This is a genomic window from Micromonospora sp. NPDC000316, assembly GCF_042898885.1.
Classification (GTDB): domain Bacteria; phylum Actinomycetota; class Actinomycetes; order Mycobacteriales; family Micromonosporaceae; genus Micromonospora.
Genome location: NZ_JBIAZG010000013.1, coordinates 143,815 through 169,388 on the forward strand (window position 1 = coordinate 143,815; position 25,574 = coordinate 169,388).

Below are 25,574 nucleotides of genomic sequence, written 5' to 3' on the forward strand. Positions count from 1 at the left end.
GAAATGGGGAAGATTCGATGCGCAGAACCCTCACCGTCGCGACCCTTGTCGCCCTTCTGCTCGGTGCCGCACCGACCGCACCGGCCATGGCCGCCGGCCGCCCCGACTCCGTCGACCGTCTCTCCTGGGCAGCCCGTCAGCTCGGGCGGCAGGCACTGCCCGAGCGGGACGGCTGGGCGGCCGAGGGCGCCGGCACCACAGGCGGCTCGACGGCGGCACCCGAACGCACCAGGGTGGTCCGCGACCGGGCCGAACTGGTCGCCGCGCTTGGCGGCGACAACGCCAGCAACGCCACCGACGCCACCCCGAAATTGATCTACGTGGACGGCGTCGTCGACGGCTTCGAAGGACCTGGCGGCACGCCGCTTGGCTGCACCGACCTGGCCGACCCGGCGTACCGGCTGGACGCCTACCTGGCCGCGTACGACCCGGCGGTCTGGGGTCGGGTGACGCCGGCCGGGCCGCTGGAGGAGGCCCGGGTGCGCTCGGTGGCCAACCAGACCCGGCAGACCCAGATCAACGTCGGCCCGAACACCACGATCATCGGGCTGCGTGGTGCCCGGCTGACCGGTCTCACCCTGATGATCGACCGGGCGTCGAACGTCATCGTGCGCAACCTGACATTCGTCGACGCCCGGGACTGCTTTCCCGCCTGGTCACCCACCGACGGCGAGAGCGGCAACTGGAACAGCCAGTACGACCAGATCTCGGTACGCCGCAGCGAGCACGTGTGGATCGACCACAACACGTTCACCGACGGCGACAACCCTGACAGCGTGCAGCCGACCTACTTCGGGCGGCCGTACCAGGTGCACGACGGCTCGCTTGACGTCACGCACACAGCGAGCCTCGTCACCGCGTCCTGGAACCGCTTCACCGGGCGCGACAAGCTGATGCTGATCGGCTCGTCGAACACCGTCGGCCCGGACGTGGGCCGGTTGAAGGTGACCCTGCACCACAACCTCTTCGACGGCGTCCTGCAACGGCTGCCCCGGGTGCGGTTCGGCCAGGTCGACGTCTACAACAACCACTACCGGCTCGGCGGCGACGACTTCGAGTACGCGCTCGGCGTCGGCGTCCAGTCGGCGATCTACGCGCAGAACAACTTCTTCACCCTGGACGCGGCGGTCGACCCGGCCGACCTGCTCTACGACTGGGGTGGCACCGCGCTCACCGAGCGGGGCAGCTGGGTCCGCCAGGGCGCGGGTCCGGCCCGGCCGGTCGACCTCCTGGCGGCGTACAACGCGGCGCACGATCCGGACCTGGGCGCCGACGCCGGGTGGACGCCCACGCTGCGCCGCGACCCGCTCCTGCCGACGCCACTGGTCCCGCTTCTGGTGGGCCCGCTGGCGGGCGCCGATCGGCTACCGCTGTGACCGACAGCCGACGTAGGGGGTCATCGATGTGGTGAAGATCGGCTATAAGTGACGCATGGACTTCCCGCCGCACCTGGCCAGCATGCCGATGCACGCGATCACCGAGATCCACGGCGAACCGGGTCTGTTGGAGCGCTTCCGGCTGGAGGTCGCCCAGTTCGACGACGACGCCCGGGCGCGGCTGACCGCCGCACTCGACCTCGCCGCCGAGCTGCACCGGGACGACAGGCGGGTGCGCGAGCCGTACCTCAACCACCTGCTGCGGGTGGCGATCCGGCTCATGCACCACTACCAGGTGCGGGACGTGGACGTGATCGTCGCCGGTCTGCTGCACGACGCGGTGGAGGACCACCCGACCGAGCTTGCCGACGGCGGCCCGGGGGCCGACCCGACCGCTGCCGCGCTGACCGCGCTCGCGGCGCGGTTCGGGCCCCGGGTGGCCACACTTGTCGCCGCCGTCACCAACCCGGTGTACGACCCGCGGCGCGACCGCAACGAGCAGTACCGGGAGCACCTCGCGGCCAGCCTGGACCGGGAGCCCTGGGCTCGGGTGATCAAGGTGTCGGACTTCACCGACAACGGCGTCGGGGTGATCCACACGGTCGGGCCGAAGGTCGTGTCGTCGGCCCGCAAGTACCGGCCGCTGGTGCCGCTCTTCCGGGACCTGATCGGCCGGCCGGACACACCGTTGTCACTCGCGGTGAAGCGACACATCTTCGGCCAGCTCGATTTGGCCGAGGAGCGGTTCAGCGCCATCCTCGACCAGCCCGCCCACCCGAACTGACCTGCTGCCGCGTCACCCGACCGGGTTCTGCGACAAGTTCTCGGATCTTCGAGGAGTCTTCTGCACTTACGGTTGGTCTGCGCCCAATGAGAGGCAATAGGGCTTCTTGACCGATTTGGCGTATTCCGATCGAGAGGACTCTGACCATGCGTGACCTTTCTCGTCGCGATCTGCTCAAGGCGACGGCCGTTGGCGCCGGAGCGGTCGGTATCCCGGTCGTGCTGGCCGGCAGCTCGGCGATCGCGGCCGATGGCCCTGGGTCCGGCATGAAGTACCCCCCGGCGGAGTTGACCGGGCGCATCGTCCGCCCGCAGAGCCCCAACTACGCCGACGCGAGCCTCGGCTGGGACGAGCTCTTCGTGCACTATCCGCTGGTCATCGTCTTCGCCCAGGAGACCCAGGACGTGGTCAACGCCCTGACGTGGGCGCGGCAGCACAATGTCGCGCTTCGGGTACGCAGTGGTCGCCACAACCTCGAAGGCTGGTCGAACGTCGACAACGGCATCGTGATCGATGTCAGTGAGCTGAAGGACGTCCACATCGACACCGCGAGCCGTACGGCGAAGGTCGGCGCGGGGCTCACCCAGTTGGAGGCCGTGACCGCGCTCGGCGAGTACGACCTGGCGGCGACGACGGGAACAGAGGGAACCGTCGGCCTGTCCGGGGCGACCCTCGGCGGCGGGCTCGGCTTCCTCACCCGCTACCTCGGGATGGCCTGCGACAACCTGATCGGGGCGGAGATCGTCGTCGCGGCGGGCGCCGACGGCGCGAAGGTGCTCGAGGTCGACCCGTGGAACCACTCGGACCTGCTGTGGGCGCTGCGCGGAGCGGGCATCGGCAACTTCGGCATCGTCACCTCGCTGACCTACAAGGTGGCCCCTGTCAGGAGCGTCGCCTACCTCCAGGCGACCTGGCAGGGCCTCGACGACCTGCACCCGGTCTTCGACACCTGGCAGCGCACCACGCCCTTCACCGACCCCCGGCTCGGCAGCCAACTCGAGGTCCACAGGAACGAGATCCTGATGTTCGGGGTGCTCGTCGAAGGCACAGAGGAAGAGGCCAGGAGGCTGTTGGCGCCGATCCTGTCAATCGGCAACCCCGAGGTGACTGTGCAGATCGGAGGCTGGGGCGACGTCTACAACGACTTCCAGGTCCCCAGCGCGGACGACCCCGGCAAGTGGAAGTTCTACTCGCAGTTCGTCAGAGAGCCGCTCCCGAAGCAGGCGATCAACATCGTTCGCACGTTCATGGAGAGCGCCCCGACGGACGACACCAACTTCTTCTCGCAGGCGTTCGGTACGGGTGCGCACACACAGGAGCCGTTCGGCGGCTCGGCGTTCCCGCACCGCGACGTGCTCCTCTACTCCGAGCCCGGCGTCGGCTGGGGCACCCGCGGAGAGCCCGACAGCGACGACGCTCTCACCCCGATCGCCCAGACCTGGATCGCCGAGTTCAGCCTGGCACTACGGCCCTACGTGTGCGGCGCCTACGCCAACGTGCCGAACATCGGCATGGCCGAGTGGGAGACCGCCTACTGGGGACGCAACTTCCCGCGGTTGCGCAGGGTCAAGGCGAAGTACGACCCGCACAACGTCTTCCAGTACGAGCAGAGCATCCCGCCCGCGACGCACTGACCGGCGGCGGCGGGCGCGGCGGGGGCGGCGGGGGCGGCCGAGTCGCGCCCACCGCACCCACCTCCTGCCCAGCCTTTGCTCTGCTTCAACCGGCGCTACACCTACACGGCGTAAGTGTTGCGCTGGTTGAAGCAGAGCAAAGGACGTGAGGGCAAGGTGGTCTGGCGGTCACGGCAACGGGACCGTGGCACCCGCCCTGCTGGCCCGCACCAGGTGTTCCAGCCACGGGGTCGGGGCGACGCCCAGCTCCCGGCCCAGGTCGGCGCGGAACAGCTCCAACCGGCGTACCGCCTCGTTGATGTTGCGTTCGGCCAGGTGCACGGTTATCAGCACGCGGGTGGCGCTCTCCCGCAGCGGCTCCAACTGCACGGCCGTCAACGCCACCTGCACCGCCTCACCGAACCGGCCCTGGGCGGTGAGTAGTTCGGCGAGGGCCTCAAGTGCGTACAGCCGGGTCTGACGCAGCCGCTCCCGCTCGGTCAGCACCCAGTCGTCGTACCAGCCGGGCAGCAGCTCACCTGTCGCCAACGCCGGAACCGGAGCGCCCAACGGTGGCGCGCCGGCCAGCAACGCGGCGGCCGCCGCGGCCAGGCTCGCCACGTCGCTTGTCACGCCGACGGCCAGGGCGAGCTGGTCGTCCTCGGCCACCAGCGGCTCCGGCGTGACCCGGTGCAGACGCCACAGCATGGTGCGCAGGTTGGCGCGGGCCCGCTCCTCGTGGGAGCCGGGCCAGAGCGTGCCGGCGGCCTCCGCGCGGGCACACCGCTGGCGTACGCCGAGAAACGCGAGCAACCGGCGGGCGCCCTGCGGCACCGCGACCGTCCGGCCGTCGCGTTCCAGCCCGAACCCGCCGAGAAGGCGTAACGCGTACCTGGGTGGCTGCCGCGCATCGGTCTTCCCCGCTGCGGTCCGGAGGTCGTGCGTCACCTCTTGAACAACCATGGATGTGCCCTTCGCACCCTGTCGCCCCGTGGGAGTTCCACGCTCGGGTGTGGATGGTCGACGCGCCAGCGCAATGTCGTCACACCGACCCGGCGAACGGCGCGGATCAGCCGTTCGCCGGAGTCGGCCCCGGCCGTTCAGCGCAGCTTGCTCAGCGTCTGGGCGTACCCGGTCCACTCGGCGGCGTCGCCGACGTCGGCGCGGATCCCGGCTTCCTTCATGATGCCGAGTACCTGCTCAGGCTGCGTTTCGGCGAGCTTGCCGAGGGTGCTGATCCCGGCGCGGGCCAGCGCCGCCCGCGCCTTGGTCGGCACCCCGGCGAGCATCGCGATGTCGGCGTCCGCGACGTTTTCCAGCTCGGCTTCGATGCCCAGGGCGGCGGACACCGCCGACTGCGCGCCGACGGTGGTGCGGACGATGACGGCCTCTCGCTCGCTCACCTCGGCGAGCATCGCGTCCACGCTCTGGTAGCTGGTGTTCGCCGGCAGCACCTTGAGCACGTCGCGGATCAGTCGACCGTCGGCCATCTCGTCGTCGCCGAAGAGGCGGATGAACTCGTCGAGCTTCACCTCGCGCGGGAACCGCTGCCGGACGTCCCCGTGCTCGGCGGCGTACCGGGCGAGTTGGGCTGCCCCACGGACCTTCGGCCCGGCGATGACGTCCACGCCGAGGGTCTCCACGGCGGGCAGCACGATCGTGCCCGCCTTGGTCTGCCAGATGCTCACCTTCTTGTCCATGAACATCGTGGTGCCCATGTACTTGCCGAAGTCCAACGCGCCGATGTAGTTGGGGATCTGCTCGACAGTGAACGGGCCGGAGTTGACCTTCGTCCCGTGCACCGTCGAGTGCAGGCGGTTGATCTCCGCGCGGATCTCGTCGAGCAGACGGCGCAGGCTCACCCGCATCGCGGCCATGCACGCGAACGCCTTGGCCACGTCGGTGCCGAGGTGGTCAAGGTCGTGCTCGATCCGGTGGAACCGCTCGTTGAAGCCCTGCTCGCCGGGGGTCTGCCCGGCCTGCACCACGTCCTCGCCGTCGACCCAGTCGGTGTGCGCGAAGGTCCGCGCGAACGGCGGCGGCGCGCAGCCCGGCTCCACCGCCGGAAATGGCTCGGCGTAGCTGAACACCCGCTTGGCGGTGCCCACGTTCTCGTAGATCCAGGAGGAGACCAGCACGCTGGCGTCCGAGGGCGGGATGCCGTGCTTGGTGAACACCTCGTACAGCTCGGTGACGGTCATCCCGTCGTAGTTGATCTCGCTCGCCATTGTGGTGTCCCTCTCAGAGCTGGTCGTACACGCCGCGGTGCCGGCGCTGCTGGAAGGTGCGGAAGGTGCGGGCCACCGCGGGGCGCAGCGGCTCGGCGGTGCCGTTGCCGTCGAGGTCGACGTGGTCGCGCCGGATGCCGAACGTGTTGATCTCCACGCCGAGGGGACACACCCGCGTCAGCGCGTTCATCAGCCGCTCGTACTGCGCCAGGGTCAGCGCCACCCCGTCGGGCAGCTCCACTCGGAACTCGTACGGGTCGGTCAGGCCGGTCCGCACGTAGGAGAGCGCCACCACTGCCACCAGCCCGGTGTGGGTGGGTCGCAGGGCGGTCCGCGCGCCGACCGCCTTGATCTCCGCTGTGCCGCCGCCGAGCCCGACGGTGTACCAACGGAACCCGGTGGCCCGGCGCTCGGCCAGGTTCAGCCCGGCCTGCGGCAGACCGATCACGCTGCACACCAGCAGCACCCGGTTGCCCGTCTCGACAAGCGGCAACGCGGCGGCCAGGTGCTGATCGCGCAGCAGCCCGACGAGCCGGGCCAGCCGGACTCCGGCGGCCGGCTGACCGGCGATCAGCGCGGAGGCCAGCGCCGCCGGCAGCTCGATGGTCTCCACCAGTTCGTCGGGCAGGCGGTTGAGCGCGGCCACCACGGGCGCTGGCTCCCGTACGGCGGGGAGGCCCGCGGCGGCGAGCACCTGGTCGACCGGCTGCCCTGCCGGGCGGGTCGGCACGGCCGCCCACCGGGTGCGGGCCGCCGCGTCGGTCAGCGGCGTCCACGCCGGCTCCCCGGCGGCGGTCCAGGCCGCCCGGGCCGCGGCCAGCCCGGCCAGCAGCAGTGCGTTGCCGCCCGGATCGCCCGGCGCGTGGAACTGCGCCTCGATCGTCGTGTCGGCGCCGACCGGCGCGGTCAACGGCGCGGTCACCGCCAGCCCTCGGGTGGGCAGGTGCGACAGGTACATGGTGGCGGTGCTGATCCGGTGCGTCGTCGCCAGTCCGCACACCCGCCACAGCCACGCCAGCTCGCCGTCGGCCCCGACCGTGGGCACGCCGCGCGCGCGGGCGGCGGCGATAAGCGCCTCGGCCGTCCCGTCGGCGGTGATCGCGCGGCCGGTGTCCAGCACCCGGTTGCGCAGGTCATTGGCCTGCGCGGGGGTCGGCCAGCTCACGTCGACACCGAGCCCCAGCTCGTAGCGGCTGCCACCGGCGTCGTCCTGCGCCCGACTGACCTGCCACACGATCGACGAGCCGAGCGCCCGGCACATCCGCCCCGCCCGGTCCAGGGCCACGGCCAGCGGTGGTGCGATGCCGTGCGAGCTGCCAAAGGTGTACGACTGGCGCAGGCTGGCCCGCAGCGCCGTGACCTCGGTAAGCCGGGTCGCCGGCAACGCCCGGCCGGCGTGCGTGGTGTTGTTCGGCGGGGTGTTCGCCGGCAGGACGAGGCGGTCGCGGCGCAGTTGGGCGAGGAAGTTGGTGCGGTGCTGCGGGTCACCTGCGGCGACAAGCCGGATCGCCACCGCGAACCGGTCGTCGTCCTCGCGCAGTGTGAACCGGGCGCCGCCGGGCAGGTCCGCGAACAGCCCGGTGTTCGGGTCGGTGTCGGCTCCCGGCCCGTTGAGCAGCTGGCGCACCGCACCCGGTGTGGGCAGCAGGAAGCGTCGGTAGAGCCCGAGCCGGTGGGCGTACGCCGCGTCCGGCTCGCGGGCGGGCGGGGCCAACCGACGGGCGTACACCTCGCCGCTGGCCGGCTCGTGCACCAACTCGTCGACGAAGCGGGCCACCCCGACGTCGGCGCCGATGCGGTCCAGCGCGTCGCGCCGGGCGTGCGCGAGGGTCCGGTACGCGTGCACCTCGCGGGCCGTGCGGCGCAGCCGGTGCTTCTCGTACGACACCAGGTAGAGCAGCCGACCCAGGTTGCCCTCCAGCACGGCCAGCTCCACAAGGGCGGTGAGCGGCGCGCCGGTGACCGCGGTGGCGGCACCGCCGTCGACGACCCGCTCTGCCGTCACGGTCACGGGGAAGGCGGCGACCAGCGGCTCGTCGGCGGTGTCCGGCGCGTACACGGGGATCGACGCGCCGGCCGCCGACCAGGGCGCGAACACCACGGGCGGCAGCGCCCGTTCGTCCTCGGCGCCGGGCGCCACGGTGACCGTCACCCGGACGGTCTCCTCGACCAGGTCCCGGCGCAGCACGACGGTCAGCAGCGGGTGCCGGCTGGTCCAGTCCACGGCGGCGGTGCCGGCGGCGGCGATCGGCACGACCACCCGCCGGACGGTGCCCGGGTACGGGCCTTCCAACTGGTCGACGAGGTTACGTTCGACGGACGGGTCGGCACCGTCCACCGGCACCCGGATGTCGGTCATCGCGCCCCCGCTCAGACGATCCGAAACGGCCGGGGGGCGTCCCGGTCGACGTAGACGGGCACCTGGTTGGCGGCGAGCACCGCGTTGTCGCCGACGGGCAGCCGCTGCACCCCGTCGCCGGTGGGCGCGCTGCCGGTCACCACGACGGCCGAGTCGGCCGGGAAGCGCACCAGTCGCAGGCTCCGGACGTCGGCGACGCCCGGCTCGTTCATCAACGTCCAGATCACCTCGGCCGCCCGGACGGGTTCGCCGAAGGGCAGTTCGTCGACGTAGCGGCGCAGTCGGGCGTGCAGCCGGGCGCGCAGTTCGGTGGCGGCCGTGGAGGCGTTCACCGTCTCGGTCGAGCCGGTGGGTAGCGGCAGCCCACGGATCACCAGGTCGGCCTCGACGCCGATGCCGACCTCGTCGGCCCTGTCCACCGAGGCGAAGATGCCCACCGGCCGCAGGTCCTCGATGACCGACTCGACGGCGGCGTGCAGCCCGTCGGGGCCGTCCCAGATGGCCGCGGCGGTGGGCGCGACAAGCACCGTGACGTAGTACGGGTTTCCCAGGTCGCGCTCGGTGCTGAACACGCGCTCGATGAAGTTGAAGTTGCCGAAGATGGACTGGTTGAGGTCCAACCCGCCCCGGCCGTCGAAGACCTGCACCTGGCGTACGCCGGGGACGGTGGCCACGGCCAGGCCGATCGCCTCGGCCGTCCAGATGGAGCGGGGCGCGGCCAGCAGCAGCTGGCGGTAGCGGGCGTCGGAGACCTGCTGTTCGCCGCCGGTCAGCGCGACGGTGTGGGTGATCTCGACGAGGTCCTTGCCGGCGGCCTGCTCGGCGTCGTCCAGGTCGGCGAGCAGCGTGTCGGCCCGGTTCCACCTGTCGATCTTCTGGCTGGCCTGGGTGGGGTCGAGGTTGTGCGCGGGGCCGGGGTAGAAGGCGGCGACGGCCGGTTCCCGTTCGGCGACGGCGGCGGAGAGCACCACCGTCTCGTCGAGTGCGACGTGGTGCCCGCCGGGTGTGGACAGCCGCGCGCCCCGGGGCAGCGTGAGCTGGGTACGCCCGGTCGGCAGGGCGGCCTTGAGCTTCAGCTTCACGGTCCCCCGGGCCGGCAGGTACGGGCGGGGGATGCCGAGTTCCTCACCGAGTCGGGTCAGTGCGTCGGCGGTGGCCGACACCACGTACGAGTTGTCGTAGACCGCGCCGAGGGCAGCCCACAGTCGGGCGTCCTCCAGCGCGGCCAACTCCAGGACCTTGCGCAGGACGGCGCCGCTGGTCAGGTCGACGTCCTCGCCGAAGAGCAGGCGGGCGGTGGCGAGCTTCTCGGCGAGCAGTCGGGCGAAGGACTTGGGCACGAAGCCGGTTTCGACGATGCCGAAGCCGGTCGAGCCGGTGGCCCGCAGGGCGGCGGCGTCGACGGCCAGGACGTCGGCCAGCTCGGCCGGCATTGTCGGATCAGACACTGGGCAGCTCCCCGAGATGCACCGAGAGCCGGTCGTCGGTGATGGTTTCGAACTGGACCTGCACCTGGAGGGTGCGGGAGGCACGCAGCGCGGCGTGGGCGGCGTCGTCGGTGCCGGTGGCGCCGAGTCGACCGTCGTCGAGGTTCACGTCGACGATCTTGCGGACGCGGGGGTCGCGGTCGAGCAGCGTGATGATGCCGATGCGCACCTGCTCGCGGATGAGGCTCGGCTCGATCTGCTCGGCGAGGGCGTTGAGCCCGTCGAAGCCGAAGGTGGCGTCGAAGACGTTCGAGCCGCGCAGCGTGGTGAGCGCCACCGAGAGGCTCTGCGCCACGTTCTGGGTGCCGGCGACAAGCGCCAGCACCCGGCCGTCGGGGCCGTCGTCGAAGACGATGTCGCGGGCCAGGTCGACGCCGGGCATCGTGGGTTCGAAGGCGAGGCCCCAGCCGAGGTAGCGGCGCTGGGCGGCCTGCCGTTCCCGCTCGGTCCGGTCCACCTCAGACCGCCTTCAGCTTGCTCTGCCCGGCGCTTGCGGAGAGGCCGGGCGTGCTGCCGTTGGTGGCGCCGCTGAGGGTGTCGAGCGCTACACCGACGTTGCCGACAAGCAGCTTGCCGGCGGCGCCGGTCGCCGAGACGACACTCTTGCACTGCACGGTGGAGCTGCTGTCGGTGATCGTGCAGCCGGTCACCGACTTACCAGTGATGCCGTCGAGGCGGGTCACCTCGGCGCCGGCCACGATCAGCTTCGCCTGCCCGGCCGGGGAGACCTTCCCCTGGCTGGGGCAGTGCACGTCACTCGACGTGGTGAGCACGAATGCCATGTCGCTCTCCTCAGTGGACGTTCATCGCGTTGCTGACCTGGACGTCGACGTCGTCGGCGGCGATGGTGACGGTGCCGCCGCTGATGTTCACCGGCCCGTCGCCGGCGTCCAGGTCGATCTGCTTGGCGGTGATGGTGATCGAGCCGTCCTGTTTCATGACGATCGACGAGCCACCGGCGTGCTCGATGGTGATGCTGTCGGCGTCGGCGGCGCGCGCCGGACGCTGGCCCCGGCCGCGCAGCTGGTCCCGGCCCACCCGCACGGTCAGCTCGCCCAGCTCGATGACCCGGTTGCCGTCGCCGTCGGTGAGGTCGTGCGTCACCTTGCCGTTGTGGTCGGCGGGCACCACCGTGTCGCCTATCGACGAGCGGCTGTTGGTGTCGACCCCGACCGGCAGGGACAACCACCAGTCCCCCGGCTGCGACACCGGGGCGTGGCCGGTGGGCCAGAGCGCGCCCACCTCCACCGGGTCGTCCGGTGCGCCGTTGCGGTAGGCGAGCGCCACCCGGGTGCCCGGGTAGCGGGGCAGGATGAGCCCGCAGCCACCCCACGCGAACGGGGTCAGGTAGGTCACCCCGGGCAGCGGCGCGGGTTGTTCACGACGTACCGGAAGGCGGCGGGCGGCATTGGGACGGCCGTCGGGGCGGACCAGCCCCTCCCAGACCGTCTCGGTCTGCGCGGGCGGCTCGACGGCGCCGCTGGCGTTGGTGGCCGCCGCGCGTACCTCGCCGATCTCCAGGCCGCGCGTCTCGCCGCGGGCCGCGCGGGCGGTCCGGCGCACCGCCTCGGCGGCGGCCACCCCGGGCGACGACGCCGGGCCGGCGGGCTCGGCGACGCCCACGCCGGAGGCGTCGCTCCAGCTGTCCCAGGCCTGCGCGGGCGAGGAGACCTCCACGCCCTGCACGACGGTGACGAACCCGGCGGTACGCGACAGGGTGTGCCGGGTCGCGCTGAGGTAGAGCAGTTTCGCTCCCGCGCCCAGCTCGCCTGTCGACGGGGCGAACGGTGCGGCGAACGAGCCGAGCAGCGCCGCGCCGACACTGCCCAGCGTGGTGGCCTCGTCCACCGCGGGCGGGTCGAAGAGCACCAGGTCGCCGGGCTTCAGGTCGGGGCGACCCTTGAGCGTCAGCGTCCATGCCCGGCGGCGCGGCGACGCCGTGCCCCCGGCCTCGGTGGCCGCGTACGGGTCGCTGTCCTGGCTGCCGTTCTCGGTGCACTCCAGCAGCCCGGTGGCGAGGGTGAGCGGTTTCGGCTCGCCCTCCGGGTACGGGATGGGGCGCTTGCCGACGTGCACGGTGCCGTCGCGGATCAGCAGCATCCCCCGCCCGTACGCGTTGAGCGACTGCTGCAACGCGCCGCCGAGCCGGTCCAGCGCGGCACGGTAGAGCAGCCCTGCGCCGAAGGCGACGCGCTCGTCGCCGGCCGCCTCGCTGGCGCCTCGGGTCATCGTGCCGTCCGGGTTGGCACCCCAGGTGGTGATGTCCACCCGGGTCCGCTCGGCGATGGCCCGGACGGCGGCGGTGAAGTTCGCCGCCTCGAACCGTTCGGTGACCCGCTGCCCGAGCCGGGCGTACGCCTGCTCGACGAGGGTCAGCTCGGTGTCGTACGTCCGCTCGCCGGTGAGCCGGCGCACCTTCGTCACCCGCAGGACGGCGACGAGCGCCTGGGTCAGCTCGGCCGCCGACGGGCCGGCGTTGACGCCGACCAGGTTGGTGAAGAACGCGCCGACGGAGGTGTTGGCGTCGCGCCAGTACAGGTGCAGTTTCGCCACCAGCGGCGGCTGCCCCTCGGCGGTGCGCAGCGCCGCGAAGTGCTCGTCGATCAGACCCTGCACGGTGATCGTGTACGCGCCGGAGCCCAGCCCGTCGGGCAGCGCCGCGTCGATGGCCGCGTAGTAGTCGGCGCTGGACACTGTGAGCGTGGCGTCCTGGCTGAGCCCGGTCGGGGTCTCCCGATGGAAGGTCAGGGTCCAGCCGGCGTCGTTGCCGACCGCCCCCTGGCGTACCTGGCCGGTCTGGAACGGCGTGAGTGTCATCGCAGGACCCTCCGCATCTTCTTGTCGAGCAGGTAGCGGTAGCGCAGCTTGCCGGGGCCGAGTTCGGATTCGACCCGCTGCGCGGGTGGGCGGCGACGCCAGACGAACTCGTTTATCGGCGGCGGTCCGAACTGGTCCACGGCCCGGTCTGCGGGCCGCCAGGCCAGGGTCAGCGTCGAGCCGTAGTCGCCGGAGCCGCGTACCGTCCCGGCGTGCAGCAGCCAGGCCAGCACAAGCAGCTCCACGGCGGTCGACGGGCCGGTGGACGGGCCGGCGTCGGGGCAGACCCGGCGCAGGCCGGTGGCCAGTGGCACCGAGCCGAGGATCCGGGTGCCCTGGCGGACGACAAGGCGCAGCGGCACCCGACCGACAAGCGCCGGGGCCCGGGGTGTGGCCGGCGGCGCGGGCCGGGGTGCCAGGTCGTCGGCGGAGCTGCTGACCACCGCCAGGGGGTCAGTGTTCAGCCATTGCCGGGCCAGGCCGGTGGGCAGGATCAGCACCGCGTGGACGCCCGCGCCGAGTTCGACGCGGTGCGGCAGGCCGGCGGTGAGGCTCTGCCGCACCTCGGTGAACCCGTCGGGCACCTCGACTGGTGTCTCCGGCAGCAGGTAACTGTCGATCGGGAACGGTGGCATCAGTTTCCCAACCCGTCGGCGAGCGCGCCGACTCCGATGCTTGCCACGTCGAGCAGCTTGCCGAGCAGGCTGGGACGGGGCACGTGGACGAGGGTGATTGTGGTGTCCAGGACGTCGCGGCGGGCGGCCGACGCGTTGAAGGTCAGCGACTGCACCTGCATGTCGGTGCGGATCGTCATGGACGTGACGAGGATGAGCCCGCCGAACTTCCCGCCGGAGTACGCAGCGAGGGCGGTGCCGCGTTTGCTCGCCTCGGCCATCGTCTCCAGCGCGAACTTCCAGGCGTACCGTTCCGCGCCGACGAGCACGCCGGTGAGGGTGATGGTGTCGTCGTGGGTGGCCACGATCGCCTTGTGCGCGGTGGAGCCGATCGGCGGCAGGTGGTACGTCTGCGCGAGGGAGATCGCGGTGACCGCCCACAGCGGGATCGGCAGGACCCCGTCGCTGATGATCGCCGACGGCACCGTGCCGTACCGCATGAAGCTGCTGGTGATGGCCATGCTCAGCGCCCTCCGATCGGTGGCAGCGGCACCGGCGTACCGGTGCGTTCGACGGCGAGGCCCAGGTCGCGCAGCGCCTGGCTGATCTCGCGGACCTCGCCGGCGGCGCTGGTGACCCGCAGCCGCAGCCGGCGCTCCGCCAGCGCCGCGCTGATCCGCGCCGGCCGGGTCGCCGCCGAGCCGCGCCGGTTGATCCGGTCGATCTCGGCGGCGGCGTCCTCCATCCGCAAGATCGCGTCGAGGATCCGCGGGTCCGGGGTGAAGCCTGGGTCGCCGCGTTGCAGCCGTGCGATGCCGTCGCGGAAGTCGGCCGCGTCACGGCGCAGGTTGGTGGCCAGGTTCTCGGTGAGCGCGCTGACTCCACTGACGCTCGTCGACCGGTGCGACTTGTCGTCGATCAGCCACGCCCAGCCGTCATGGCCGATGCCGACCAGGTCGGTGCCGGCGACCTTGACGTTGGCGTCCGGCCCCTTGAGGAACAACTCGATGCTGCTCAGCGAGAACGCCGCGCTGTACTCGCCGAGCACGCCCCGGCCGTAGGTGACCATGTCGTGGCGCAGGTAGGAGCGGAAACCGGGGCCGTCGTCGGCGCGTCCGCCCCGGTCCCGGAAGCGCTGCCACAGGGTGGCCAGGGCCTCCGGGTTGTGCGCGGCGAGCTGCTGGGTGAGCCACACGTCGCCACTGGCCACCACCGCCCGCAGGTCCGGGTCGGCGATGCGGGCCAGGATCTCGGCGAGGCGTGCCTCGCTCATCTGCAGGCCACGCGAGCGGGACCGACCGAGGTCGTCGACGGCGGTCCGCAGCCGAGCCAGCTCGTCGGGTGTGAGCCGGCCACCGAGCCGGGTCTCCAGGTCCGCGACGGCGGCCCGCTTACCGCCCTCGGTCTCGCTGGCCACCGCCCGCCACAGCGCCTGCGGCTCCAGCTCGGCGGCACGGCGCACGGCGGCCTTCCGGTTTGCCGGCATGGCCCGGAACGCGTCGTCGACCACGGCGGCCGGCTCAACGTGCCGGCCGCCGCCGGCCTCGAAATCCCGCAGCAACGACTCGGCGTACGCGGCGGCGTCGTCGGCCAGGCGCAGCGGCGCGTCACCCACGATCCCGTCGCGCGGTCGGCTCAGGTCGCGCATCTCCGTTCTGAGCTGGTCGAAGTACTCCCCCAACGCCGCCACCTGCGTCCCTTCGGGCAGGGGGCGGCCGTCGAGCACGTGGTCGAGGATCGAGGCGATGTTCTCCCGCAGCACGGCGATCCGCTCCAGCCTGCTCACCGCGTTGCCCAGGTGCAGGTCACCGACGTCGTCGACGATGCGGCGGATGAGGTGCTCCAGCAGCCGGCGGGACCGCACCTCGCCGGCCTCGCTGTGCCCGGCAACCGTACGCATGAACCGGCGCAGCCGCGGGTTGGCGTCGGCCGCTGCGTGTACCGCCGCGGAGTCCAGGAAGCGGCCCGCGCGGAACCGGCGGGGCGGGGTCACGGCCGCACCACCGGGACGCGGGGACCGGCGGCTGTGGGCTGGGAGTCGAGCACCATGAGGAGGAACCGGGCGCCCTCCGGGCCGCCGACAGCGCTGCGCAGCATCGCCTCCCGCTCCACGTACGCGAGGATCGGCTCCATGAGCTTCTGCACGACGCGCTCCAACACCTCGTTGAGGAGGATCTCGGTGACGAACGCCTGCAGCAGGTCCCGGGAAGCCGCCTCGATCACCTGCCGGGCGACCCGGCGCGCCACGTACCGACCACCGGACCGCAGTCCGGCACGCAGCCCGTACCGCAGGGCGACCCGGCCGCCGCGCACGGCCGCGCCGCCGATGGTGCCGACCTCCGGGATCAAAGACAGCGCCAGACCGAGGTACGCGGCGAAGAGCTCCACCTCCACCTCGGCGCGGGTGAGCACCAACTCCGGGTCGATCAACGCGCCGTACAGCCGCTCGCGCTGGTGCGCGTGCACCACGTCGCCCACCGCGACGGCCACCCCGACCGCGAAGCCCAGCGGTGGGCAGAGCACCGACAGGGCGATGATGCCGACGGTCAGCGCGAACGCGGACAACGCCTGCCTGCCCAGCTCACTGCTGAACAGGTCGTCGACGCCGAGCGTGTAGAAGCTGCTGCCGCCGAAGAACTCACCGATCTGCTGGTGGGTGACGAGGTGGATGCCCTGGAGGGCGTACCGGCCACCCGGGATGGTGGCCGACGGGATGTGTTCGCTGATCCGGCTGGCCCGGAACGCGAACCCGGCGTCTCCCCGGGCGCGGTCGAGCATCTCGACGTTGTTGCGCCGCATGTCCTGGAGCACCCGCCACAGCTCGTCGCGGATGGCACTGCGGTCACCGGCGAAGCGAGCCAGCACGTCGGGCAGGTCGGTGATTTGCTTGACGAGCGGGTCGATGCCCTCGGCCTCGCCACGCTGGATGACCATCGCCTGTTCGATGTCGGCGACGGTCCAGAGCACCCCGTGGGAGTCCCGGATCCGGGTCACCCCGTCCCGTTCGACGATCTCGCCGGCCGCGCCGGGACTGGCGGTGGCGGCCTCGGCGGCGAGGAACGCGCCGGCGAGCGAGTGCGCCGCGCCGTACCAGGCGGTGGACGGGTTCGCCATGCTCGCGGTGGCGAGCGCCTCTCCCCCGGTGCTTGTGGCGTTCAGGAGGGTCCGGGCCGTCTCGTGCCGGCGCAGCCGGTCCCGCAGGCCCTGCAACTCGACGTAGTCGGTGAGCTGGGAGACGATCAGCCGCTCGAAGATCGGCGCGTACGCGGAAAAGTTGGTGATCCGCGCCTGGATGCCCTGCCGGGAGCTGAGCAGCAACTGCACGAGCATGGCCTTGTTGCCGATCACGAAGATCGTGCCGACAGCGTCCTTCACGGCCGGTGTGAACTCGTGCAGGAAGTGCAGGTTCCAGGAGGCCGGGTGCTCGAACGAGGCGCTGCGGATCCGGGACCAGTGCTCCGGCTTGCGGTAGACGGCCATGATCCGCTGGGCGAGGTGGTCCAGCCCCGGCACCACACCGGCGAGGTGACGCAGGAACTGGATGGCAGGCGAGGCGACCGGCCGGAAGTCCAGTGGTCCGAGCCCACCGGTGCCCTCCGGGACGGGCCGGCTGAATCCCTCCCGCTCCGCCGAGCCGACCATCACGCCGATCGCGGCGGCGCGGGCGCGCAGCACCGCGGCGGCCTGCAGACAGAAGGTCGCCGGGTAGCGGCAGGGCTGGTTCATCTGGAGCCGGAACGCGATGTCGTCCATCAGGCGACGCAGACCGTCGGCGTCCGCGCCCAGCGCGTCGAGGTCGAGTTCACCGTTGAGCGATCCGCACGCCGGTATCTCCGCCCGCTCACCGGTGACAAGCGGAAACCGGCTCGCGGTGGTGCTCGGCGGCGCGCTCGGGGCGCTCGGGTCGAAGACGAACCCGCCTCGTGCCGTATCGCCGGCTCCGGCGCCGGTGCCGCCCCCGTCACCGGTGCCGGCTCCGGCGCCGGTGCCGGTGCCGGTGCCGGTGCCGTCACCCGTGCCGGTTCCCGTGGCTGTGCCGTCGCCCGCGCCGGCCCCGGTGCCCGTGCCGCCGTCGGTACCGGAGTCGGTGCCGCCGTCGGTGCCGCCGCCCGCGTCGGTGCCGGCACCGGGCGGGGCGTTGGGGTCGACCGGTCTGGTCGGGCGCTTTGCGACGGTGATCGGCAGCAGGTTGGCCCGTCCGGTCCAGTGCAGCGTCTTGTCGGTGTCCTCGGTGCCGATCAGCAGCAATGACGTGCCACCCACCTGGACGATGACCAGGCTGGTCGGTGTCGCGCCGCCCAGCGAATCGAGGATCCCTTGGACGCGCCGGTTCACCTCCACCTCGACGGCCCGCTCGATCTGCGCCGCGTACTCCTCGGCGGTGGTGGTGCCACCGCGCGGCTGCGCGGTGCGCAGGCGGGTCCGGATGTCGGCGCCGAGCTCCTCGTCCACCATGGACACCAGCGCGGCCCGTTCGGCGACGAGCCGACGGTCCACCGTTCCCGGTTGCGGGCTTGGCGTACGCGGCACGATCTCGAAGTGCGGTCGGGGGGTGGCCCGGAAGACAGTCTCGCCGAACCGGTCGAAGGTCAGGTAGGACAGCGGGGTGGTGGCGACGATGACCAGCCACACCCGCCGTCCATCCGGGCCGGTAACCCGGGCGATGACGCCAGCCGGGCTGCCCGACGAGAGGGCCCCGTGCTGCCGGACCGCCTCGCGGGCCAGTTCGTCAAAGTGACCGATGAGGTAGGTGACTGGGCGTAACCGCCACTCGTAGCGCATCGGCGGCGGTTCGTCGCCGTCCACCGGCACCTCGGCGGCGTCGCCGGCATCGTCGTAGGACGGCACCCGGTAGACCGCAAGCAGGCTGCGCAGCCGCTGCGGGTCGAACAGCTCGACCGCCGGCCGGCTCAGCGGCGCCGCCACACCGGCCGGCAGCCCCGGATCCAGCCGGGCGGCAGCGACCACCTCGTCGATGCGCTGGCGCAGCCGGGCCTCGAAGGCACGCCTGTCGTCCGGGGACACCCTCTCGCCGCCCGCGCCGGTCCAGCGGAACTCCGGCGCCGAAGGGCGTACCTCCAGGTAACCGCCCCGGGGCGCGACCACCTCGCGACGGGAGCGTTCCAGAGCCCGCGCCAGGGCCGCGCCGAGCGCGTCGGTCACCGCCTCCGGCCGCTCGGTCACCGACCGGGCGTCCAGCCGGATCCGCACCGGCACGTGCACCGAGATCGCCACCGTCAGGACCGCCCGTCCAGGTGCTCGGCTAGCCGGGCCAGCGCGAGGTCGGCGAGGGCGTCGACGTCGACCGCGCCGCCGGCCGAGACCACCTCGATCTCCACCGGGAAGTGGTACGCGATGACGGCGCGATCGTCCTCAGCGACCTGCGCGGCCTCGGCCTCGCTACCGGCCGCCGGCAGCACCAGCTCACCCGCGTGCACCAGGGCCAGCCCGGTACGGGTGACCCGGGCGGCACGGCCAGCACCGGTCGCCATCTGCTACCTCCGGTTGATCGTGGGCGGGTTGTCGTCGACTGTCGGTCGGTCGCGCGTCAGGGCAGCACGGACTGGTCGCCGGTCTTCGGGTCGACGGTGGCGGCCAGGCTGAAGCCGCTGAACGTCGCCGCCGGTGCGCCGGAGATCGTGGCGGTCGTCGGCGTCGCACTGGTGATCAGGCAGTCCTGCAACACGAAGGACGAGAACGCCCAGTCGTCGCCGGTGTGCTCCAGCAGCGCGATGTCGAACAGGTCGCCGTCGAGGGCCAGTTTGGTGAGCCGGCCGGCGACGTCCCCGATCGCCTTGACTGTCATCGTGAAGTTCATCGACACCGGCGCGTGGATGACGCCCAGGTGGGTCACCTCGCACGAGTGCAGCGCCTCGACGTTGAGCGAGAAGGACGGGCTGAACGAGTCGATCGGGCTGATCAGCACCGTCTCGGTGCCCTTTGTGTACTGCACCGCGAGGCGGGTCTTCCACTCCATGGTCTGGTTCCTCCGGTCAGAACTTGGCCACGAGCGTGACCAGCAGGCGGCTCACGGCTGGGCCGTACGTGACGGTGACGACCAGGTCGACAGTGCGGTCGGCCCGGGCGGCGGTGACGATCGAGGTGTCGGTGGCGGTACGGGCGACCTCCGGGATGCTGAGGATGTCCAGCACCGGGATCTCGATGCGGTAGTCGTCGATCACCGCCTGCCGCTTGAGGGGTCCGAGGATGCCGTCGACCTGGGTCTTCAAAAGCGTCATCCCCGGCTTGGTGATCCGCGCGTCGCCCACCAGACCGATCAGGCCCGCGCGGAGCATGAACTCGATCTGGTCGAGGGTGCGGACCAGGTCGACGTGCAGCAGGTTCGCGTCGCTTGTGAACAGTCGCCCGTCGGCGAAGTGCAGGCTCTCCCCGGTGATCAGGGTCGGGTCGATGATCGGCGTGAGGTTCGCCTCGGACAGGCCCTTGATCTCGGCGGGGCTGTACTGCTTGGCCACCGGGATGGCCACCCCGCGGATCTTCTTCAGCACGATGCTGTGGTGCACCGGCAGCCCGGCCACGGCCGCCATCGCGGCGGTGGCCGCGTCGCCGTCGGCGCCCCGGGCCGCGATCATCATCATCCGGCTGGTGCTGCTCTTGAGCGGGTTCGCGGCCGTGGTGATGTCGGCGACGTAGGTGGGCACCTTCTCGGTGGCCGGATTGACCATGGCGAAGCCGATCCGCCGCTGGCCCGCCGCCGACATCGTCTCCACGTGCGCCTTGAGGGCGTGCAGGCCGGTGGGTGCCCCCGCACCGGCCGGGTTGCCGACACTCGTCTCGTTGGCCAGCGACACCATCGTCACGTCGTCGGCGGCCTCCAGCGCGCCGAGGGCCGCCGCGTAGTCGTCGCCGGACACCTTGACCCCGTACACCTTGGCCGGGCGCGGGTCCTGGAGGAACGCCAACTCCAACGAGTTGTAGAGGGCGTTGCGGACGACGTTGCCGGCCTGCCGGCGGGCGAAGTTGGTGACCGCGTCGTCGAGGGTCTCGATCCGGACCGGCGTGTTCGCCGGCGCCGAGCCACCGTCGGCCGTGGACGGCGCCTTGCCGACCACGGCGATGACACCCGGTGAGCGCTGGGCCAGTGGTGCCGGAGGCGGAACGATCCGGACCTCGATGAACGGGAATGCTGCTGTCGGTGCCACGGGTCCTCCCGGACGGAGTTGCTGCTGTGGTCGGTGGGCGGGAGTTTCAGGTCGCCACGGCGGCGAGCCCGATGCCGCTGCGGGCCAGCCACTGGCCGGCGCGGGCGAACCGGGCGGCGCGCTTCTGCGCGTCGGTGCCGGTGTCGCCGCCGGGCCAGCCGTCGTCGTCGAACGTCTCGATGGGCACCACCCAGACGGCGACCACCCGGTGCCGGCGTCGGACGTCGTCCGGTGCCGGCACGTCCAGCCCCAGATCCTCAGCGCGGGCCCGCACGAGTCGGGTTTCGACGAGCAGGTCGGCCAGGGAGAAACCCCGGTCGCGGATCAGCACGGCGGCGGCGAACGGCAGGTGACGCGGGGTGGGCGGTGCGGCCGGCGGGTCCGCGTACCGCAGCTTCACTGTGGCACCGGCGGCCTGCCCGCGCATCCGTGTCACCAGGTCGCCGGCCGTCGCGGCTCCCACACCGGCGAGCAGCCGGTCCAGGTGCGCGTCGGTGAACGCGGCCGGCTGGTGCAGGCCGGCCCGCAGCCGGGCCACCAGCCGGGTCCGGCGCTCGGTCTCCAGCGCCGCCGGATCGGTTGGCAGCGCGCCCAGGTCGGCGACGATCTGCGGGTCGACGTCGAAGGCGGGCACCGCCACGTCAAGGTCCTCGACCCGGTCCCGGGCCACGCTGGTACGCACCACGAGGCTGCCCCGCCACAGCGCGTCGATGCGCAGCGCCGACCCGCCGAGGCCGTGCAGCCGTACGCGCAATTCGGTACGCGCGGTGCCGCCGGAGCCCAGCCATTCTCCCTCGGCCAGGGTCACCGGCGCGGCCGCGAAACCGAGTGTCAGCTCGTCGAACACCGCCGAGTACGGAGGCGCGACAGGCATCGCCTCGGTGTCGTACGCGGCCTCGACCAGGTGGGCCAGCGACTCGTCGTCGAAGACGGCGGCGCGGGTGCCCGGATCGGCCAGCCGCACCAGCACACCGTCGACGAAGTCCACCGCACCGTTCTCCCCACTACCCGTGCCGTGGCGCACCGCCCGGCTCGGCACGACAATCGCGAAGCGGCCGTCACCCAACCGTCACCAACACCGTCACCGCACCCGCGGGCGGCCCCGACTGTCGGGAACTGAGCACCCGCACAGCGACAGCGCCCCGCGCCCAGGCCACCGGAGCGGCCACCGCGGCGCGCGGTACACGGCCCACGGCCAACACGGCGCACGCCCAACGCGCGGTCGGGCGGCATGTCTCTGTTGAGCCTGATGCCACAGCGGCATCTTGATGCCACAGCGGCATCACGCTCGTCAGGGCATGTGCGCCCCGCCACCGTCACGCTCGGTGAGACGCCACCCGAGGTGACTCACGGTGGGCGGATCTGCGTCGGCAGCGCTCAGGAGGGTGAGGCGTCGTGCAGGACGACGCGCAGCGGGTGCGGGGCGGTGGCCGCCAAGTCGCCCAACACGGCGAGCAGGAGTGCGTACTGGCCGGCGGGTTCGTCGGCGAGCAGTTGGCCGGCGTCGTCGACGATCAGGGTGAGCGGGCCGGCGTCCAGCCGGTCGCGAAGCACGTCGGCGAGGGCGTCCCAGGTGCTACCCAGGTGGGCCGGCAGGGACAACGCCGCGGCCAGTGCGGCGAAGAGCGCCGGTCGGGTCCGGGTCGTCGCGCCGGCAAGCACCGACGCGGAGGGCACCTCCGGCATCCCGGTCCGGCACACGGTCAGCCACTCGGGCGGCTCGCCACCGCTCGGGTCGACCATCGCGTACCCCCTGATCTGGCTCGGCCACCGGTGCCGGCCGGGTGGGGACGGCCGGCACCGGGGGCGGTCAGAGCCGGTAGAAGTCGGTGTAGTGGTTCGGCGAGAACCAGGTGACGCCGGTGCTGCGGTTCACGACGATCCGGTACGCGTCCCGGGCGGCGCCCTGGGTGCGCGGGTACACGTCGTACTCGTAGTAGGTGGCGTTTGTGGGCAGTTGACCCTCGTAGTTGTAGAACCGGCCGCCGGCGAAGTTGGACTTGCCGCCACTCCAGGAATACCAGCCGCGGCTGGTCGGGAAACCCTTGGCCGACCATCCGGAGCGGGCGGTGCGGGCGTCCGCGCAGCGACTCATGGTGCAGGAGCTGTAGACCGCCGCCGAGGCGGAGTCGGCCAAGCGGGGGGCCACCACGGACGGGCCGACAAGCGCGGCGGCGACCATGGCGAGGAGCAGGGCGAGGGTGGTGGTACGCCGGCGGATCGCGCCGAGCGTGGCCAGCGGGGACACGAGGGTGGACACAGGCTGCCTCCAGACCATCCGATGCATCGATCCGTGTCGTTGTCGGATCGACACCAGTCTCACCGCTGCCGGCCGATGGCGATACCCCTTCGACGGCGTGGCTACGGGCATATCGGTCACGGGTTGTTAGCGTGAAATGCGGATCCGCGACCGTGGAGGGGTGCCATGACGGACGCTCCCGACGGGAGGCCGCGGCCCGCAGACCAGTGGCGGCAGCGCGGCATCCGTGGGCTGACCATCACCCGGAACGTGAGCGTCGGCGCGTGGCGCTTGTGGGCGCGAACCTGGGACCGGCTGGTCGCCGCGCTTCAGGACGAGGCGCCCGTCGGGGCCAGTGCCGGCCCGTCGCCGTCCGGCCCGCTCGTCGAACAGCGCGACGCGCCCCGGCTGATCGCGGTGCCCGCCCAGGGTTACGTGTACTCGTTCTACATCCGCGCCACGTTCGCCTGGTCGTCGCCGGCGAGCCTGCGCGCCGAGGTGCTGAGCTGGTACGTGCAGTATTTCCAGCCGAACGCCATCCAACGGTTGACCCGGCTCGCCTCCGACGCCGCCCGGGACCTGCCGCCGCACCGGGCGGCGGACCTGGAGGTGGCGTTGCAACGGGCCCTCGCCGACGACCCCGAGTGGTCCTACCGGCGTGGTGACGTGCTGATCACCTGCCGACCCGACGCCGCCGTCCGCCTCGACGAGCGCATCATGCCGGCGCTCCAGCCGCACGTCGACCGGATGGTGAAGCTGGAGTACCAGTTCGACGAGCAACTCCGCAAGGCGACGTACGCCGAGGAGCTGAGCCGCAGGTGGGTGACGATCCTCAGCGAACACCCCGACATGGACGCCGACGAGGAAGTGGCCGACGCCCGCCAGCACATGCTCGCCGCACAGAAGGAGGCCGCCCGCTGGGTAAGCGAACTCGTCCACCGCCGAGACGCCAAATCCTGATCAGGCAGCCTTGTAGACGGTGTCGAGGTGCCACTCGAGAAACTCCGCGCGCGGCCGATCAGCCCGTCGCTCCGGGAGCGCTATCTGCTCTCCCGCCTTGGCGTAGAACTGGTCGCCGTTGCCGAACTCGGTCCGGAGCCGTGGGCTGACCATCAATCGATGCTTCGGATCGACGCCCAGATAACCCCGGTCGAAGAGGATGTGCACGTCAGATTTGAGCAGCAGGCCATTGTCAAGCCGATGCTCGCCGCCCTTCGGAAGCGGCCGGATGTGTGCGGCCTGCAAGACAGGCCGAACCTTGTTTCCCGTGATGGCGCAGCGTCGGCCGTAGGCACCCAGGACGACCGCCTTGAATGACTGCTGTCCGAGGCGCTGGGGCACCAGGCGGGGATCGCCGTACACCGGACCCGGTCGGTGCCAGGGCCCGTCGAGGTCCACCTCGGCGGTCGTCCCGATCAACCGGTGGATCAGCAGATCGAAGTACGCCGCCGACTCAGCGTCGGCCAGGTCGTAGGTCTTGCCCTGCACCACGTTCGACGCGAATTGCGGCGGCGGGTCGACTGTCGACGCCGCGTGGAAGAAGGTGACGTCACGGACGAATATGCAGCCGATGACCGGATCCTCACCGGGGCCAATCGCCTGCTTACGGTAGCGCCCGACACTGAGGCGCATCTCGTCGATGCTCGCAGCGCCATTGGCCTCGCCGAAAAGCTCCCATGCTTCCGAGATCCGGAGCTGCGTGAAGCCGCTGAAGAAACCCCCGCCCACCACCCGGTTCAGCGGGAAGTGCGCCTTGAACAGGAACGGCTCACCCGGAACGAGAGCACGGAACCCTCCGCCGGACGGCCGCCAGAAGTTGACCTCATTCAGCTCGGGTCGCTCCGCCAGGAAGCGATACCACCTCTCGTCCGTCACACCCACGAAGGCCTTCACAGCGGACAGGTTGCCGGAGGATTGATCTCAACACCACCACCCAAGCGGTCAAACCCGCATCCTGGATGCGCTCCCCGCGAAGGTGCTGGCACCGCCGGATATCAGCATGGTCCGAGTTGCCTGGGGCTGGCGGCCACGGCGGCGATTCTTACGGCGTGTCGCTCGACGCGGCCACCCCATGCGGCGCACCGTGGCCAGCGCGCTGCATGGGCGGGTGGCGGCGAAAGCCCGAGCGGCTTCCGGATCCGCTGGTCGGGTGCCCGCCTCTGCATCCCGGTCAGGAACGCGCGGCGCTGGCCTTGAGGCTCCGCAGCTGTTCGACCTTGCGCTCGGCATCCTGCCGTGAGTACGAGCCGAGCGCCGAGAGAGGCATGGCGTCGGCGTCGTCAGCGAGGCGGAGGACGGGACCGTAGAGCGGCAAGCCTCCCCGTACGTCGATCTGCACGCAGTCGACCGACCGGATAGCGCTCCACGGTGTGACCTGGTCACGGCTGTCAAAGCCGCGGACACGGACGCCCTCTCCGCCGATTACCACGCCGAGTCGAAGAGCCCGCCAGATCCCGGCAATGCCGCTCGTGACGAGTAGGCATCCCAGCACAATGCCGAACCAGTCGCGCTCGGCCAGTACGTCCCCGGAGGTGAAGTACGTGACGCCCAGCAGGGTCCATACAGCGAAGATCACGACTAGGACCGGAATCTGGATGCGTGGCCTGATGACGATGCGGCGCATGGCGGAACATGCTACGGAGGGGCCCGTCCGGCCAACGGCGTAGTCCAGTCCGACTGCGGCGTTGGGCCGTCGGACCAACGGACCGCCGTCAAGATCGAGGCGCACGGATCTAGCCGCGAGCCGCGCGTAACGCAACGTGACGCGGCACCGCTGGGCTGCCGCTCGAAACTGTCGATGAGCGGTCATGTGCTCAGTCCTCGTCCCGCCAGAGGCGGAAAACGGCTGGTCCGCCCGCCGTGTCGTAGAGTGCCCGTACACGGCGGCAGCCCAA

The 25,574-nt window shown here is 71.7% G+C and carries 23 protein-coding genes; 4 read left to right on the plus strand and 19 right to left on the minus strand.

The annotated features are described in order from the left end of the window. Positions 1-17: 17 nt before the first annotated feature. The 3 genes from ACFY2Q_RS22990 (at position 18) to ACFY2Q_RS23000 (ending at position 3,794) form a co-directional block, all read left to right on the plus strand. Positions 18-1,376: a polysaccharide lyase family 1 protein gene (locus tag ACFY2Q_RS22990; RefSeq protein ID WP_387133432.1), complete on the plus strand. Its 1,359-nt coding sequence runs from the start codon at positions 18-20 to the stop codon at positions 1,374-1,376. A gap of 55 nt (positions 1,377-1,431) precedes the next feature. Continuing rightward, entirely contained in the window at positions 1,432-2,160 is a 729-nt protein-coding gene (locus tag ACFY2Q_RS22995) for an HD domain-containing protein (RefSeq protein WP_387133434.1), read from the plus strand. Positions 2,161-2,306: 146 nt separating this feature from the next. After that, positions 2,307-3,794 (plus strand): FAD-binding oxidoreductase, encoded by a 1,488-nt coding sequence (locus ACFY2Q_RS23000; protein WP_387133435.1) that lies wholly within the window; start codon positions 2,307-2,309, stop codon positions 3,792-3,794. Between the two features lie 168 nt (positions 3,795-3,962). Here ACFY2Q_RS23000 and ACFY2Q_RS23005 read toward each other — a convergent pair whose 3' ends face one another. The 17 genes from ACFY2Q_RS23005 to ACFY2Q_RS23085 all read right to left on the minus strand — a co-directional run bounded on the left by ACFY2Q_RS23005 (position 3,963) and on the right by ACFY2Q_RS23085 (position 22,701). Beyond that, positions 3,963-4,736, minus strand: coding sequence for a BTAD domain-containing putative transcriptional regulator (locus tag ACFY2Q_RS23005; RefSeq protein ID WP_387133437.1), 774 nt, complete (start codon positions 4,734-4,736; stop codon positions 3,963-3,965). A gap of 137 nt (positions 4,737-4,873) precedes the next feature. Next, the gene (locus tag ACFY2Q_RS23010; RefSeq protein ID WP_387133439.1) at positions 4,874-6,001 is read right to left on the minus strand and encodes a hypothetical protein; all 1,128 of its coding nucleotides are present in this window, start codon (positions 5,999-6,001) and stop codon (positions 4,874-4,876) included. A gap of 13 nt (positions 6,002-6,014) precedes the next feature. Next, complete coding sequence (locus tag ACFY2Q_RS23015) at positions 6,015-8,360, minus strand: hypothetical protein (RefSeq protein WP_387133440.1); 2,346 nt, start codon at positions 8,358-8,360, stop codon at positions 6,015-6,017. An 11-nt stretch (positions 8,361-8,371) separates the two neighbouring features. Next, positions 8,372-9,808, minus strand: coding sequence for a baseplate J/gp47 family protein (locus ACFY2Q_RS23020; RefSeq protein WP_387133441.1), 1,437 nt, complete (start codon positions 9,806-9,808; stop codon positions 8,372-8,374). Further along, the gene (locus tag ACFY2Q_RS23025) at positions 9,801-10,304 is read right to left on the minus strand and encodes a hypothetical protein (protein WP_053659795.1); all 504 of its coding nucleotides are present in this window, start codon (positions 10,302-10,304) and stop codon (positions 9,801-9,803) included. Before ACFY2Q_RS23025 ends, ACFY2Q_RS23020 begins: the two co-directional genes overlap by 8 nt. Position 10,305: 1 nt before the next feature. Beyond that, positions 10,306-10,629 (minus strand): hypothetical protein, encoded by a 324-nt coding sequence (locus ACFY2Q_RS23030; RefSeq protein ID WP_387133443.1) that lies wholly within the window; start codon positions 10,627-10,629, stop codon positions 10,306-10,308. Positions 10,630-10,639: 10 nt separating this feature from the next. Beyond that, positions 10,640-12,664: a hypothetical protein gene (locus tag ACFY2Q_RS23035; protein WP_387133444.1), complete on the minus strand. Its 2,025-nt coding sequence runs from the start codon at positions 12,662-12,664 to the stop codon at positions 10,640-10,642. Further along, positions 12,661-13,299 carry a hypothetical protein gene (locus ACFY2Q_RS23040; RefSeq protein WP_387133445.1) on the minus strand — a complete coding sequence of 213 codons (639 nt, stop codon included), beginning with the start codon at positions 13,297-13,299 and terminating at the stop codon, positions 12,661-12,663. The genes ACFY2Q_RS23035 and ACFY2Q_RS23040 overlap by 4 nt, the downstream gene beginning before the upstream one ends. Then, entirely contained in the window at positions 13,299-13,799 is a 501-nt protein-coding gene (locus ACFY2Q_RS23045) for a hypothetical protein (RefSeq protein WP_053659787.1), read from the minus strand. The genes ACFY2Q_RS23040 and ACFY2Q_RS23045 overlap by 1 nt, the downstream gene beginning before the upstream one ends. Before the next feature lie 2 nt (positions 13,800-13,801). Next, a complete protein-coding gene (locus tag ACFY2Q_RS23050; RefSeq protein ID WP_387133447.1) occupies positions 13,802-15,271 on the minus strand; it encodes a hypothetical protein in 1,470 nt (489 codons plus the stop codon). Continuing rightward, on the minus strand, positions 15,268-18,513 hold the full coding sequence (locus ACFY2Q_RS23055) for a hypothetical protein (RefSeq protein WP_387133448.1): 3,246 nt from the start codon (positions 18,511-18,513) through the stop codon (positions 15,268-15,270). Before ACFY2Q_RS23055 ends, ACFY2Q_RS23050 begins: the two co-directional genes overlap by 4 nt. 2 nt (positions 18,514-18,515) lie before the next feature. Further along, complete coding sequence (locus ACFY2Q_RS23060) at positions 18,516-18,770, minus strand: hypothetical protein (protein WP_387133450.1); 255 nt, start codon at positions 18,768-18,770, stop codon at positions 18,516-18,518. Positions 18,771-18,826: 56 nt separating this feature from the next. Then, complete coding sequence (locus ACFY2Q_RS23065) at positions 18,827-19,255, minus strand: hypothetical protein (RefSeq protein ID WP_334549664.1); 429 nt, start codon at positions 19,253-19,255, stop codon at positions 18,827-18,829. A 16-nt stretch (positions 19,256-19,271) separates the two neighbouring features. After that, positions 19,272-20,441, minus strand: coding sequence for a hypothetical protein (locus tag ACFY2Q_RS23070; protein WP_387133452.1), 1,170 nt, complete (start codon positions 20,439-20,441; stop codon positions 19,272-19,274). A gap of 46 nt (positions 20,442-20,487) precedes the next feature. Beyond that, the gene (locus ACFY2Q_RS23075) at positions 20,488-21,507 is read right to left on the minus strand and encodes a hypothetical protein (RefSeq protein ID WP_387133453.1); all 1,020 of its coding nucleotides are present in this window, start codon (positions 21,505-21,507) and stop codon (positions 20,488-20,490) included. 311 nt (positions 21,508-21,818) lie between these two features. Beyond that, positions 21,819-22,184, minus strand: coding sequence for a barstar family protein (locus ACFY2Q_RS23080; protein ID WP_387133455.1), 366 nt, complete (start codon positions 22,182-22,184; stop codon positions 21,819-21,821). A gap of 67 nt (positions 22,185-22,251) precedes the next feature. Next, positions 22,252-22,701 carry a ribonuclease domain-containing protein gene (locus ACFY2Q_RS23085; protein ID WP_387133457.1) on the minus strand — a complete coding sequence of 150 codons (450 nt, stop codon included), beginning with the start codon at positions 22,699-22,701 and terminating at the stop codon, positions 22,252-22,254. A 165-nt stretch (positions 22,702-22,866) separates the two neighbouring features. On the opposite strand from ACFY2Q_RS23085, the gene ACFY2Q_RS23090 reads away from it, so the two are divergent. Then, entirely contained in the window at positions 22,867-23,640 is a 774-nt protein-coding gene (locus ACFY2Q_RS23090) for a hypothetical protein (RefSeq protein WP_387133459.1), read from the plus strand. On the opposite strand, the gene ACFY2Q_RS23095 is transcribed toward ACFY2Q_RS23090, so the two are convergent. Continuing rightward, a complete protein-coding gene (locus ACFY2Q_RS23095) occupies positions 23,641-24,573 on the minus strand; it encodes an HNH endonuclease (protein ID WP_387133461.1) in 933 nt (310 codons plus the stop codon). 277 nt (positions 24,574-24,850) lie between these two features. Continuing rightward, positions 24,851-25,303 carry a PH domain-containing protein gene (locus ACFY2Q_RS23100; RefSeq protein ID WP_387133463.1) on the minus strand — a complete coding sequence of 151 codons (453 nt, stop codon included), beginning with the start codon at positions 25,301-25,303 and terminating at the stop codon, positions 24,851-24,853. Between the last annotated feature and the right edge of the window lie 271 nt (positions 25,304-25,574).

Bases quoted from the DNA above. Each gene is read 5' to 3' on its own strand.
- ACFY2Q_RS22990 (WP_387133432.1), top strand. From the start codon at position 18: ATGCGCAGAACCCTCACCGTCGCGACCCTTGTCGCCCTTCTGCTCGGT.
- ACFY2Q_RS22995 (WP_387133434.1), top strand. From the start codon at position 1,432: ATGGACTTCCCGCCGCACCTGGCCAGCATGCCGATGCACGCGATCACC.
- ACFY2Q_RS23000 (WP_387133435.1), top strand. From the start codon at position 2,307: ATGCGTGACCTTTCTCGTCGCGATCTGCTCAAGGCGACGGCCGTTGGC.
- ACFY2Q_RS23005 (WP_387133437.1), bottom strand. From the start codon at position 4,736: ATGGTTGTTCAAGAGGTGACGCACGACCTCCGGACCGCAGCGGGGAAG.
- ACFY2Q_RS23010 (WP_387133439.1), bottom strand. From the start codon at position 6,001: ATGGCGAGCGAGATCAACTACGACGGGATGACCGTCACCGAGCTGTAC.
- ACFY2Q_RS23015 (WP_387133440.1), bottom strand. From the start codon at position 8,360: ATGACCGACATCCGGGTGCCGGTGGACGGTGCCGACCCGTCCGTCGAA.
- ACFY2Q_RS23030 (WP_387133443.1), bottom strand. From the start codon at position 10,629: ATGGCATTCGTGCTCACCACGTCGAGTGACGTGCACTGCCCCAGCCAG.
- ACFY2Q_RS23035 (WP_387133444.1), bottom strand. From the start codon at position 12,664: ATGACACTCACGCCGTTCCAGACCGGCCAGGTACGCCAGGGGGCGGTC.
- ACFY2Q_RS23040 (WP_387133445.1), bottom strand. From the start codon at position 13,299: ATGCCACCGTTCCCGATCGACAGTTACCTGCTGCCGGAGACACCAGTC.
- ACFY2Q_RS23045 (WP_053659787.1), bottom strand. From the start codon at position 13,799: ATGGCCATCACCAGCAGCTTCATGCGGTACGGCACGGTGCCGTCGGCG.
- ACFY2Q_RS23060 (WP_387133450.1), bottom strand. From the start codon at position 18,770: ATGGCGACCGGTGCTGGCCGTGCCGCCCGGGTCACCCGTACCGGGCTG.
- ACFY2Q_RS23065 (WP_334549664.1), bottom strand. From the start codon at position 19,255: ATGGAGTGGAAGACCCGCCTCGCGGTGCAGTACACAAAGGGCACCGAG.
- ACFY2Q_RS23080 (WP_387133455.1), bottom strand. From the start codon at position 22,184: ATGGTCGACCCGAGCGGTGGCGAGCCGCCCGAGTGGCTGACCGTGTGC.
- ACFY2Q_RS23090 (WP_387133459.1), top strand. From the start codon at position 22,867: ATGACGGACGCTCCCGACGGGAGGCCGCGGCCCGCAGACCAGTGGCGG.
- ACFY2Q_RS23100 (WP_387133463.1), bottom strand. From the start codon at position 25,303: ATGCGCCGCATCGTCATCAGGCCACGCATCCAGATTCCGGTCCTAGTC.